Genomic DNA, 13,081 nt, shown 5'->3' with positions numbered 1-13,081 from the left:
ATGAATTCAATGCTTTTAATTGTGTTTCTTTAAAAGTAATTTTATCTCAGGATTTAGAAATAAATAAAAAAATATATGAAAAAAGTAATACTATCAATCGGCCTAGGACTAATTGTTAGCTCTGTATCTGCTCAGGTGGTTAACTCTACAAAAATTCACATTAGCGAAGGAGCCTTGGTAAGTTTCGGAACTGATGTTACCAACACGGGTGAAATCACTAACAATGGTAAAGTGCATCTAAAAGGTGACCTTAAAAACAATGCAAAATTAGTTTCTAAAGGTGAAGTTGTGGTTGATGGAACAACTCCACAAACTATTTCAGGTACTCAAATGGCAGAAATGTCAAAAGTGGCTGTTGAGAATGATGTGAATCTTCAAACTCCAGTTTCTGTTTCTGAGGAGGTTTCATTTAGAAAAGGCATCGTTTCAAGTAATAACGGTTCTGCATTGGAATTGGGAGACCATGCTATTCATAATGGAGCAAGCGATTTGTCGCACGTTTCTGGTTCTGTTAAAAAGACAGGTAACAGTTCTTTTGAATTTCCTGTAGGCGATGGCTCAAGTTTAAAAAGTTTCCAAGTGAGCAAAATGTCAGGAAATGCTCTTGAAGCCCAATATATTGCTAGAAATCCGCTAGAAGTGGCTTCTGAATTGGATTATGATGTAGAAGAAATCAACCAAACAGAATATTGGGTGTTGAAATCTACTGATAACAATACAGTTGATGTTAAATTGAATGACAATTCAGATGTTGCCTATCTTAAAGGTGGAGTTTGGGTAAAAGACAACAGTAGAATGGCTGTTTCGAGTGCCAGCAAAGAAGGTGCTATGTTTACCTCAGGAAAGGGTAGAAACATAACTAAAGAAATCGGGGTATGGCCAAACCCAACACAAGGTGAGTTCAACCTGAAATTAACGGGTATGAGAGACACTGACAACATTTCGGTGGATATTACTAACCAAGATGGTAGAGTGGTTATGAAAATGGATGGTACGGTTAAGCAACTTAGAAAAGCCTACACTCTACCACAAGGTATGGTTACAACTAACCTAACCGTGAGAGTAATCAATGGCACAGAGGCTATGACTCAAAGCTTGATATTGAACAGATAATTTTGTTAGGACGATATTGAAAAGGGGCTTTAAGCCCCTTTTTTTGTGTCTATATGGTTCTGTTAAAGCATTCTGTTTTCCAGAATAGAATTGTAAGATTTTAGCATGAGGGCCTTCACTCCGAGAATCAGATTGGCAAATCTCATATCATCCGTAAGGCCACGTTTGTATCGGGCATATATCTGCTGAATGATGATGGCATTTTTGAATAAACCAAAAACATAAAAGTAAAGAATATTTGATAAATCGAGTTCTGGATTTATTTTTTGATAATGTGCCACATATTCTTCTCTGGTGTAATTCCCCGGAAGCCAACTCAGGTTAAAGTTTTTCTCAAAATCACCATCTCCAGCTTCACACCAATAGGAGAGGCTAGTTCCAATATCCATTCTTGGATCACCAATGGTTGCCATTTCCCAATCCAGAATCGCCAATATCTTTTGATTTTCTATGTCAAATATTACGTTGTCATATTTAAAATCGTTGTGCAACAGTGTTGGTTTTATTTCAACTGGCATATTTTCGGTGAGCCAATTGAAAACCAATAACTCCGTTTCTATATCGTCAGTTTTTGCATTCAGATACCTATCATGCCATCCTGTTACCTGCCTCGCAATATACCCATCTGGTTTTCCAATGTTCTGAAGTGGGGTGTTTTCTATCTTAATTTTGTGTAATTCTGCCTGTGTTTCGCATATTTGTTGGGACAACTTTGCCATTAATTCAGGATTTAGAAACTCTTTTTGTTTCTTAAATTCGGAATTTCTTAGAATTGTACCTTCTAGTTTTTGCATTAAGTAAAATTCACTGCCTAATACTGATTCGTCACCAGTGTAAAATATCGGTTTTGGTATTTTGTCAAAGCCTGCTTTTGTCAAACTTTCTAATATTTCGTACTCTCGATGCATATTGTGCCCTCCTTTGATCGCTTTTGCACCTTTGGGCGGTTTGCGTAGTACGTAGTTTTTGTTTTCGGTCAGAATCAGGTAGGTTAAGTTAGAGTACCCTCCAGGAAATTGCTTTATGCCAGTTATTTTGCCGAAATGCTCTATGTTTTGGTTCAAAAAAAACTCTAGAGACGATATGTCAATTTCTTCTCCGGTTCTTATTTCTTTAGCTTCGTCTGAAATCATAATGAAACCGGATTAAAGTTTTTAAGAATATTTTTTGCCAAGGCTGACTTATGCACCTCATCAGCTCCGTCATATATCCTTGAGGCTCGTTCGTGGGCATACCAATACGATAAAACAACGTCGTTGGTCATTCCAAGGCCACCGTGTACTTGAATGGCTCTGTCCACTACCCGCAACATCATGTTGGCAGTATGGAATTTGATTGCTGAAATCTCGTCACGACAAGCGGATGCTCCAAATTCGTCAATGTTTTTGGCTGTATTGAGTACCAGAAGGCGAGTAGAATCAATTTCTGCTTTGGACTCGGCAATAAAACCATGTATAAACTGCTGATGACCGAGAGTTTTATCATCTGTTATTTTTCTTTTGAGAGCATAATGACACATGAGGTCAAAACTGCGTTGTGCAATGCCGATAAACCGCATGCAGTGGTGAATCCGACCTGGTCCTAGGCGTTCTTGTGCGAGTTTGAATCCACTTCCTTCTTCACCCACCAAATTGGTCTGTGGGACTCTGACATTGTTGTATTTTACCTCGGCATGGCTTGCCCATCCATCGCCCGCATGACCCATGATTGGAATGTTTCTGATAAATTCATATCCGGGCGTATCCAAAGGAACAATTATTTGACTCGCTCTTTGATGTGGAGCCGCTTCTGGATTTGTTACAGCCATTACCACGGCAAAAGCTGCCCCATCGGCTGAAGATGTGAACCATTTATGACCATTTATTATATAATCTGAGCCATCTTTTATGGCAGTTGTACCCATCATTACGGGATTTGAACCTGCAAATTCAGGTTCAGTCATGCTAAAACAACTTCTGATTTTACCCTCTTGCAACGGTTTTAAGTATTTGTGTTTGAGTTCTTTAGAGGCATATTTGTGCAATAATTCGGTATTCCCGATATCAGGAGCTTGAGTATTGAAAACAAAATGACCAAAAGGTGAATAAGCCAAAACTTCTGAAATTTGTCCAAATTCACAGAGAGAAAGGCCCTTTCCACCCTCTTCCTCCGAAAGGTGTAAACCAAAAAGGCCTTCTTTTTTCACTAATTCTCGTTTTTCTAAGAGTAGAGGTTCTATTTTTGAGAATAGCCCATTTAGGTTTTCAGGCGTTTCCAGTTCATAAAGATGCTTTTTTAAAAACTGTTTAATTTTAGGTATTAGCTCTTTTATTTTGGGTGTTTCGAAGATATTATTCATAGTTTTGTTTTGATGAAAAGTAAATTTAAATGGTTTTAGTGGGTGGCAAATCTTAGCTTTGGTAAAAGGAAAGAATCCAATTTAGAAGTATAAATCCATTGAAATTAATTGATTTCTAAAAATAAGGCGATCTATTTGATTAAACTTCAAGATATTAACAGTTGCTTTACCAATATCCGTTTTTCCAATTATTTCACCATTTTTTATAGTAAAATGGTCCATCCAATTATCTGTTCGAGGGTTAAAAAAACGAGTTAATTTATTGTGAATGAAGGTTCCGATGTCAGTTCCTTTGGAGTAGTTGCATTCAGGACAACAGTATGCTAAGTTCTCCCTTTGGTCGTCACCATCATGTTTTATGCTAATTATATGCTCAATTTGAAATTTGTAGAAGGAAAGATTCTCAGAAATTAAACAGTATTCACACCTGTAGTTTGCCCTCTCTGCAACAAAAACTTTTGTGGCTTGGGATAGTGACTTTCGCATTTTACAACATTTTCAACGCTCGAGCTTTTGCAAGACCTACTATTCTATTAATAATCAAATAGTGTTCCAGCTCAGTTTTTTCTTCCTCCAAAAGTGATTCTTTTTTTTGTTTGGATAAAAGGAACTCTAACCGATCTTGAGACGAGTCAGACGCTTTGAAATTTATAACTTTTTCTGGATTCATACCAGCAATAAAATTTGAAATTTCGTTTAATACGGATGATTCTTTAACCATTACTCTATTGCATTTAAACCTGCTTTTTTTGCAGGTATTACCTTTTGTAAATGTAAATTATTATTTATCGTTTTACAAACTATATTTAATTTTTAGAATGTAAAGTCCTAACCTTTGAATAATCCTTACAACCGATAAAATCTCACTGCATTTCCGCCAAATATTTTGTCTTGCTCCGTGAGACTAAGTTTTTGAAAGTAGCTCTTAACTATATCTAATTGTTCCTCATATTCTGCTGCTACGAGACAAACGGGCCAGTCAGAACCATAGACAAGTCTATCAATTCCAAAGCTATTTAAGGCTACGTCTAGGTAAATATAAAAGTCCTCTTTCTTCCAATTTTGCCAATCGGCCTCGGTAACCATTCCTGAAATTTTGCAATAGACGTTAGGCATTTCACCCAGTTTCTGCATGTAGTTTCCCCACTGACTTATTTTTTGTTCTTTTATATAAGGTTTAGCCAGATGGTCTATAATGAATTTATTGTCCGGGCATTGTTTAATCAAATATTTGGCGTCTTTTAGTTGCGTTGGATAAATCAAAATGTCGTAAGTGAAGTTATACTTGGCCAATTCTTGAACTCCAGCTACGAAATCAGGATTTTGCATAAATCCAACGGGCTCTCCTTGCACAATGTGTCTGAAACCCTTGATTTTAGGGTATTTTGAGTAATCTTCAAGATGAGCTGTTAAATCCTTTGAAAGCAAATCTGTCCAACCTACTACTCCTTTAATGAAGTCATTCTGCTCAGCCAGAGAATTAAAATACGTGGTTTCGTCTTCGGTTTGATTTACTTGAACCAAAACGCATCCGTCAATTTGATTTTTGTCTAATATGGGTTTTAGGTCTGCTGGTAAGAAATCTTTTTGGATTTTGGACATGCTGTTGTCAATCCAGGAATAGTTTTCAGAATCATAATTCCAAAAATGCTGGTGAGCATCAATTTTCATATTTAAGGTGTTTAACCTTGTAAATATATCAAAAATCTGAGTACTCCAAAGAATATTAACTGAAAGATGAATAGTGCAATAGCAAGTGGATTATTTTTCGTGAATTTTAGTCGGAAAAAAGCGAAAAGCAAGACAAATGCTACCAAGAACCAAGCAATATAGTTTTGCAATGGTGGCACTCCAAAAGTCCAAGTCCACATGTTTTGGTCTATTGCTACTGGCTCGGCTATGTAGTCAAAAATAGTTAATATGGTAGCTCCGAATGTAGATTTTAGAATTATGTTTTTGTCTGATTTAAAAGTTTGATCTATCAATACTCCTGCACAGAAAACCATAAGAAACCAATTTATACCAATCATAGGTGGCACTTCAAAGATTTTAAAACCTAAAGTTGTCTGATATTGATAGGCTCCAAAAATCATTTGCGTTTTTACTCCCAAAACTTCAACGAAATAACCCAATGAAACGGCCGTAAGTACAAATTGCCAAAAGGCAGTATTTCGTTTGTCTTGAGTTATAATCAAGAAAATAAATGAGGACAATAGGTGAAATGGTGTCAACAATTGGAAAAAAGCTTGTGTTGAAGATATACTTAGACCAATTATGCCCGCCAGATACATGGAGGCTTGTAAGTATATGATGGCACGGGTATTTTTAATCAGCATAAAATTGGTTTACTAAAGTCTCACAATATTTACCGAAATCAAACATTTGATCAAATTCGAGGTAAAATTGGTCAAAATCCTGATTCGTTTCCAAAAAAGCATTTGACTCTGGTATTTCGTTATTCATTACTTTTCTAAAACTATCGGTATTTAGGTTTGTTAGAATTTTTGCAAAACATTTCCTTTCGTTCTCCAACTTTAGTAAATGCAAAGACTGAAAGAATGCTACCACAAGGTGCTGGTCGTACCAAAAAAATCGAAAAATTCCTCTTTTACTATAGTGTTTTTGTAGTTTATTAGCTAAAAAACATAGAAAGTACAATTGATTTTGATTTGAGTTTTCTCTAACGAAATCTCTGTAAAACCTTTTAATGGCCTCTCGCGGTTCTATTTCAGGATTGGGTTTTCGGAACTCATTTACCGACAAATCCCAAAGATTAATGTAACCTTTTTCAGAAGGTTTGGTTGATTTCTGGTTGGTAATTATCAAACGCCACGCTAATACTAGCAAAAGAATCAGCTTGAAGACCAAGGGCGTTTTCATTTCGTTAAGCCAACTTTTCTTTCAAGAAATCTGCGGTGTAGTTACCTTCGATTTTTACCATTTCTTCAGGAGTACCCTCGAAACACACATAGCCACCAGCATCGCCGCCTTCTGGGCCTAGATCAATGATCCAGTCGGAGCTTTTTATTACTTCCATGTTGTGTTCAATGATAATGACGCTATCACCTTGGTCAACAAGTGCATTCATGGCTTTAAGCAACTTCTTGATGTCGTGAAAGTGTAAGCCTGTGGTCGGTTCGTCAAAAATGAATAGTGTTTTACCTTTGTCTGCATTTCCTTTTCCAAGAAAAAACGCCAGCTTAACTCTTTGAGCTTCTCCTCCCGAAAGCGTGTTAGAAGCCTGGCCGAGCTTGATATAACCCAGACCAACATCTTGCAACGGCTGAATCTTATCGGCAATTTTGGCCTGACTATTCTTGAAAAAATCTACGGCCTCATCAACCGTCATGTCCAATATTTCGGCAATGTCTTTGTCATTGTATTTGACTTCCAAAACTTCTTTTTTGAATCTTCGTCCTTGGCAACTCTCGCATGTTAGTTTTACGTCAGCCATAAACTGCATTTCTATCGTCTGATGTCCCTCGCCTTGGCAGGCTTCGCATCTTCCACCTTCAACGTTGAACGAGAAATGAGCAGGCTTGTAGTCACGTGTTTTTGACAATGGCTGCTCTGCCATCAAGGCACGCAAGGTATCATAAGCTTTGATATAAGTAACTGGATTTGAACGGCTTGATTTTCCGATTGGATTCTGGTCAACCATTTCTATCTGCGTTATTCGGCTCAGACTTCCGGTAATATCACTATATTTACCAACATCGTCACCATATTCGCCTTTGAGCTTTGCGAGGGCAGGATAAAGTATTTTCCGAATCAAAGTCGATTTGCCAGAGCCACTAACGCCTGTAACTACTGCCAAAACTCCCAATGGAATTTTTACATCTACGTTTTTCAGGTTGTTTTCAGAAGCTCCATTAACCGATATAAAATCCAAAAATTTTCTTCTATGTTTTGGGATTTCTATTTTATCTATTCCACTCAGAAAGTTCAACGTATGGCTGTCAGATTTCTCTACTTTTTGACCATTCCAAGCTCCCTGAAACACCAAATGTCCGCCCAAATTTCCTGCGTCGGGGCCAATATCTATAATTTCGTCAGAAGCTCGCATCACTTCTTCTTCGTGTTCAACCACAATCACAGTATTTCCAAGGGCCTTCAAAGATTCCAAAACACTTACCAAGCGTTGTGTATCTCTCGGGTGAAGACCAATACTCGGCTCATCCAAAATATACATAGAGCCCACCAACGAACTACCCAAAGAGGTGGCGAGTCTGATTCTTTGCGTTTCACCGCCCGAAAGCGAGTTGGCTAATCTATTGAGTGTCAAGTATCCAAGGCCAACTCTTTGCATGAAGTCGAGTCGGTTATTTATTTCTATCAGAATTCTTTTGGCAACTTTCTGCTCATATTCCGTAATTTCTAGGTTTTTGAAAAACTCAGAAACGGTGGAAATGGGCATGAGTACCAAGTCAATTATTGATTTGCCGCCGATTTTAACATAAGAAGCGTCTTTTCTGAGTCTTGATCCTCGACAATCTGGACAGGTAGTACGGCCTCTATATCTCGACAACATCACGCGATATTGTATTTTATAGGTCTGTTCTTCAAGAAATCTAAAGAAGTCATCTAAGCCCATAAAGTACTCGTTTCCAGTCCATAATAGGCGATATTGTTCCTCGGTGAGGTCTTTTATGGCTCTATGTATCGGAAAATCGAATTGAATACCTTTTCTTACTAAGGGCATCAAATATTCGTTCATTTTTTCGCTTCTCCATGGTGCTATGGCACCTTCAAATACAGAAAGATTTTTGTCAGGAAAAACCAATTCAGGATCTAAACCCAAGACATTTCCAAAGCCTTCACAGCGTTTACATGCACCGTAGGGGTTATTGAAAGTAAACAAATTTACGGTTGGCTCCTCGAAAAGCATTCCGTCTAATTCGAATCGATCTGAAAATGATTTCGAAACTTTGCCATCTTCTGAAATAATCTGAACCTCGCAATCGCCTTCTCCTTCAAAAAACGCCGTTTGAACGGAGTCTGAAATTCTATATTGGGTGTCTTCCTCGGGATTGTTATTTTCGTCGAAATGTACAACTGCTCTATCTATCAGTATTTTAACGTCTGAGGCTTTTACTTTTTTCTTATCGGCAAGTTCTAAAAAATCCTCAATCAACACCACCTCGTCTTTTACCATTATTCTGGTAAAGCCTTTTTTGAGGTGAAGCAATAATTCCTCCAAAACATCACGATTTTCTTTGGTTTTGAGCGGACTGAGTATAATTACTTTAGTGTTTTCTGGATAAGTAAAAGCAAAGTTGACCACGTCAGAGACACTGTCTTTTCTTACTGCTTCACCACTTTTGGGGGAGTAGGTCACACCGATTCTTGCAAATAGCAATTTAAAGTAATCGTAGATCTCAGTGGTAGTTCCTACAGTTGAACGAGGGTTTTTTGAACCAACCTTTTGTTCTATGGCAATCGCAGGCGAAATTCCTTTAATGTAGTCCACCTCGGGTTTTTCCATTCTTCCCAAAAACTGGCGAGCGTAGGAACTCAAACTTTCCACGTACATTCTTTGACCTTCAGCATAAAGTGTGTCAAAAGCCAAGGAGGATTTTCCACTTCCCGAAAGCCCCGTAATGACCGTTAAAGTATTCCTTTTAATGGCTACGCTAACATTTTTGAGGTTATTTACCCGAGCACCTTTTATGATGATATACTGTTTCGGGTCGAGGGAATCAATGTCTTTAATATCTACTGCAGAATCGCTTTTTTTCATTTAGCAAAAATAATGGGTTTTCGAGGAAAATACTCGCTTGAGTTTGATAATATTCTTAGCAAAAAAGCTCTTTAATAGCTAAAATGTCTTTTGAATTTCAAACTCAACCTCCTAATCACAATTTTAACTCAAAGGAATAGCAAAAGTTTAAATTATAATTTTCTAAAAAAGATATCAAGATATTCTAACAAATGCCCTGAGGGAGTTTTTTGAAAATTGCAGAAATCTAATATTTGTTTGCCCTTTTTAGCTCCTAAACTTATTATTTTGTCGAACAAAAAACTGGTTTTGAAGTATTTCCATTAATTTTGAAGTATGAACCAAGCCGCTGTAATTTTTGACATGGATGGTGTGATTTGCCATACCAATCCCTACCATAGTTTAGCTTTTAAGTCTTTTTTTGGTAAGCGAAATCTATTTCCGACAGAGGAGGAATTTGCCCAGCACATGTATGGAAAAAGCAATAGCTACATTTTGAAACATTTTCTTGGAAGAGAAATTGTTGGACAAGAGTTTTTGGATTTAGAGTTTGAAAAAGAATCTCTTTTCCGTGAGATTTACGCCAACCATATCGTCACTATTCCTAACTTTCTTCCATTTTTGGCTTCGTTGAAAGAAGCTGGTCTGAAAACAGGTGTAGCTACGTCTGCACCAAGGGCCAATCTTGATTTGATAATGGGATTCTTGGGTTTTGAAGAAAGCATGGAGTCCATAATGGCTTCAGAAAACGTGAGTCATCACAAGCCTCATCCAGAGGTTTATCTGACTTCGGCTCAAAATTTAGGTGCTGCTCCCGAAAACTGTTTGGTCTTTGAGGATTCATTTTCAGGCGTTTCTGCAGGCTTAAATGCAGGTATGAAAGTAGTGGGTGTGTTGAGTTCGCATACCAAAGAAGAGCTACCTCCATGCAGTGCGTACATTCAAGATTACACCGAAATAGATGTTGAGACAGTTTTAAATCTTCTTAAATGATAAGATTTTTATTTTTATTGCTTTTTGGGGGTTCTTTTGCATTCGGACAAGGTGGTTATGAGGTAAAATACATTAACCAGACCATAAATATTGATGGAAAGTTAGACGAGGAAGCATGGCAAAAAGCAGAGGTTCTTAAAAATTTCAGGCAGTATTTTCCCAGCGACTCGGGCCTGGCTGTGAATGACACGGAGATAAGGATGTTCTACGACGATAAGAATCTGTACATTTCGGCCAAGATGTATTCGAAGGCGAAAAACTACATTATTCCATCATTACGAAGAGACTTTAGAGCCGGAGGTAACGATAACATCACTTTTTGTTTTGACACTTTTGCCGACCATACCAACGGTTTTATGTTCGGAACCAACCCCTACGGTGTTATGCGTGAAGGTTTGATGTTCAACGCAGCCAGTGACAATAGCTTTTTGAATATATTTTGGGACAATAAATGGAAATCAAACTCCTATATTGCCGATGATGCTTGGATTTCCGAATCAGTTATACCTTTTTCAACTTTGAGATTCAAAGAGGGTTCGCAGTTATGGTTTTTTAAGGCTTATAGATTTGATACTCAAACCAATGAGCAGACTTCGCTCGTGAAAATGCCACAGAATCAAATTATTATGAGTTTAGGGTATACCATACCAATAAAATTCGAAAGGCCTCTAAGAAAAAATGGAGCAAACGTGGCCCTTATTCCTTACATAGCCAGTAAAGTATCTAAAGATTTTGAGGCCAAAGACCCCGCCACAATTTACAAATCTGGAATCGGATTGGATGCCAAAATAGGAGTGACGTCTGGTTTGAATTTGGACTTAACCATAAATCCTGACTTTTCTAATGTGGAGGCTGATAGGCAAGTAGTTAACCTAACACGGTTTGATGTGAACCTACCAGAACAGCGGCAGTTTTTTATAGAAAATTCAGATTTATTTACTGGTTTTGGAAGTTTGATTACCAATCCATTCTTACCGCCCACAGGAACTTTGATAGTTGGAAATCAGCTTTATAGTCCGTTTTTTTCAAGAAATATTGGTATTGGCTTGGATACCTCTACTGGTGTAAATGTGCAGAGCCGAATAAACTACGGTGCTCGATTGAGCGGTAAAATAGGAGACACTTGGCGTGTAGGAATACTCAATAGTCAAACGGCCGAAGACGAAGAAAAGGGAATAGAAGCTGAGAATTTCACGGTATTTGCCTTACAGAAAAGGGTTTTTCAGCGATCTAATATTGCCGCTATTTTTGTGAATAAATTCGACCCAAATAGCGAGTCTGTTAGTGGCTTTAATAGGGTAGGAGGTCTGGAATATAATCTGCAATCAACTAATAATAAATGGATTGGGAAATTGTTTTATCACCATTCTTTCGATAGAATTCAACAAGAGAATCCTTTTGCCACAGGACTTTTGCTCAATTATAATACGCGAAAATTCATAGCCAAATGGTCGCACGATTATCTTGGAAAAGGATTCAACGCCGAAGCTGGTTTTGTACCGAGAGGCAACTTCTTCCATTTTAACCCAACCTTCGGTTTTAACTTTTTTCCTAAATCTAAAGTCTTAAACAGATATAGTTTTGGTTTAAATTATGACCAATACGAAAGCAAGGGTATTGGTGTGACCGACCGCAAAGCTGGGCCTTTTGTATTGCTTGTGTTTCAGAATACCACAAGACTACTCACGACGTTTAGTCAAAATTATACCTATTTGTTTAAAGATTTTGATGCGTTAAGAAGTAATAATAAAATGCCAAGATTATTGGCTGGTAATAGGTACAAATATTATACGATTGATGCCAACTTTGTGACGGATCAACGCAAAACTATTGCTCTCAATTTCAATCCTTTGCTTGGTCAATATTACGACGGCAGAATTATTTCTATGTCCGGTAATCTCAATTACCGTTTTCAACCTTACGGCTTGGTTGCCTTGAATTATTCTTATAACGACATTAAACTTTCTACAGGTAATAATAAGGTGTATGTCATTGGACCCAATATAGATTTCACGATGAGTAAAAAGCTGTTTTGGACCAATTATGTACAGTACAACTCTCAGTTCAAAAACCTTAACGTCAACTCAAGACTTCAGTGGCGGTTTGCCCCAGTTTCTGACTTTTTCTTGGTATATTCTGACAATTACAATTCTGAAATTTGGCTTCCAAAAAACAGAGCACTTTTCGCAAAACTTACTTACTGGCTAAGCCTATGAAACGACCTGATATTTTTCTTTTACCCATGCTTTTGGCTGAAAATTCTCATCAGTCTGTGCTAACTCCATACGCTTTGGAGGCCATGAAGACCATCAAGGTGTTTTTTGTAGAAAATATCAAAACCACCCGTAGGTTTATCTCTTCTTTGAAGGCCGGAATCGTAATTGACGATTTGAGGTTTATAGAAATCAATCAAAACTCAGATTTTGAAGAGCTTTTCGGAATATTGAGCGAACTTGACCAAGATGCAGGGATTATCTCGGAGGCGGGTTGTGCTGGTGTGGCCGATCCTGGTGCTTTGGTGGTCGAAGTTGCTCATCAATTAGGCTTACAAGTCAAGCCTTTGGTAGGGCCCAATTCCATTCTTTTGGCATTGATGGCTTCTGGTTTTAATGGCCAATCTTTTGCTTTTAACGGCTATTTGCCCATTAAAGACGATGAAAGAGCAAAAAAACTACGTTCACTTGAGAGAGAAGCACTTCAGAAAAAGCAGACACAGATTTTTATGGAGACACCCTATAGAAATAATCAGATGCTTGCCGCTATTGTTAATAACCTCAACCCAAATACTAGACTGTGTATTGCTGCTGACATTACTGCCGAAACGGAGTACATTAAAACACAAAGTGTTGAATCTTGGAAAAGAAAAGGCCTCCCGGATTTAAACAAGAGGCCTGCGATATTTTTGATATATTAAAGTC

The 13,081-nt window shown here is 37.7% G+C and carries 12 protein-coding genes; 4 read left to right on the top strand and 8 right to left on the bottom strand.

Annotated elements, in window-relative coordinates:
• The first annotated feature begins 75 nt into the window (after positions 1–75).
• Entirely contained in the window at positions 76–1,113 is a 1,038-nt protein-coding gene (locus tag EGI31_RS15445) for a T9SS type A sorting domain-containing protein (protein ID WP_255038047.1), read from the top strand.
• A gap of 62 nt (positions 1,114–1,175) precedes the next feature.
• On the opposite strand, the gene EGI31_RS15440 is transcribed toward EGI31_RS15445, so the two are convergent.
• The 8 genes from EGI31_RS15440 to uvrA form a co-directional block, all read right to left on the bottom strand.
• Positions 1,176–2,246 carry a phosphotransferase family protein gene (locus tag EGI31_RS15440; RefSeq protein ID WP_255038046.1) on the bottom strand — a complete coding sequence of 357 codons (1,071 nt, stop codon included), beginning with the start codon at positions 2,244–2,246 and terminating at the stop codon, positions 1,176–1,178.
• Complete coding sequence (locus tag EGI31_RS15435) at positions 2,243–3,451, bottom strand: acyl-CoA dehydrogenase family protein (protein WP_255038045.1); 1,209 nt, start codon at positions 3,449–3,451, stop codon at positions 2,243–2,245. The genes EGI31_RS15440 and EGI31_RS15435 overlap by 4 nt, the downstream gene beginning before the upstream one ends.
• A gap of 81 nt (positions 3,452–3,532) precedes the next feature.
• Positions 3,533–3,937 (bottom strand): HNH endonuclease, encoded by a 405-nt coding sequence (locus tag EGI31_RS15430; RefSeq protein WP_255038044.1) that lies wholly within the window; start codon positions 3,935–3,937, stop codon positions 3,533–3,535.
• 1 nt (position 3,938) lies between these two features.
• Positions 3,939–4,172: a hypothetical protein gene (locus tag EGI31_RS15425; RefSeq protein WP_255038043.1), complete on the bottom strand. Its 234-nt coding sequence runs from the start codon at positions 4,170–4,172 to the stop codon at positions 3,939–3,941.
• 125 nt (positions 4,173–4,297) lie between these two features.
• Complete coding sequence (locus tag EGI31_RS15420) at positions 4,298–5,122, bottom strand: amidohydrolase family protein (protein ID WP_255038042.1); 825 nt, start codon at positions 5,120–5,122, stop codon at positions 4,298–4,300.
• 11 nt (positions 5,123–5,133) lie between these two features.
• Positions 5,134–5,787: a carotenoid biosynthesis protein gene (locus EGI31_RS15415; protein WP_255038041.1), complete on the bottom strand. Its 654-nt coding sequence runs from the start codon at positions 5,785–5,787 to the stop codon at positions 5,134–5,136.
• The gene (locus tag EGI31_RS15410; RefSeq protein WP_255038040.1) at positions 5,777–6,331 is read right to left on the bottom strand and encodes a hypothetical protein; all 555 of its coding nucleotides are present in this window, start codon (positions 6,329–6,331) and stop codon (positions 5,777–5,779) included. The genes EGI31_RS15415 and EGI31_RS15410 overlap by 11 nt, the downstream gene beginning before the upstream one ends.
• A 4-nt stretch (positions 6,332–6,335) precedes the next feature.
• On the bottom strand, positions 6,336–9,191 hold the full coding sequence (uvrA, locus tag EGI31_RS15405; protein WP_255038039.1) for an excinuclease ABC subunit UvrA: 2,856 nt from the start codon (positions 9,189–9,191) through the stop codon (positions 6,336–6,338).
• 315 nt (positions 9,192–9,506) lie between these two features.
• Between uvrA and EGI31_RS15400 the strand changes: the two genes are divergently transcribed.
• Genes EGI31_RS15400 through EGI31_RS15390 form a run of 3 tightly spaced genes read left to right on the top strand, consistent with a single transcriptional unit; the run spans position 9,507 to position 13,077 of the window.
• A complete protein-coding gene (locus EGI31_RS15400) occupies positions 9,507–10,163 on the top strand; it encodes an HAD family hydrolase (protein WP_255038038.1) in 657 nt (218 codons plus the stop codon).
• On the top strand, positions 10,160–12,379 hold the full coding sequence (locus tag EGI31_RS15395) for a DUF5916 domain-containing protein (RefSeq protein WP_255038037.1): 2,220 nt from the start codon (positions 10,160–10,162) through the stop codon (positions 12,377–12,379). Before EGI31_RS15400 ends, EGI31_RS15395 begins: the two co-directional genes overlap by 4 nt.
• Positions 12,376–13,077 (top strand): SAM-dependent methyltransferase, encoded by a 702-nt coding sequence (locus tag EGI31_RS15390; protein WP_255038036.1) that lies wholly within the window; start codon positions 12,376–12,378, stop codon positions 13,075–13,077. Before EGI31_RS15395 ends, EGI31_RS15390 begins: the two co-directional genes overlap by 4 nt.
• Positions 13,078–13,081: the final 4 nt, after the last annotated feature.

Origin of the sequence: Lacihabitans soyangensis (assembly GCF_024343775.1) — a bacterium.
Taxonomy (GTDB): Bacteria; Bacteroidota; Bacteroidia; order Cytophagales; family Spirosomataceae; genus Leadbetterella; species Leadbetterella soyangensis.
Note: the sequence above shows the minus strand (reverse complement) of the source record. Positions and strands in the feature narration are given on the sequence as shown.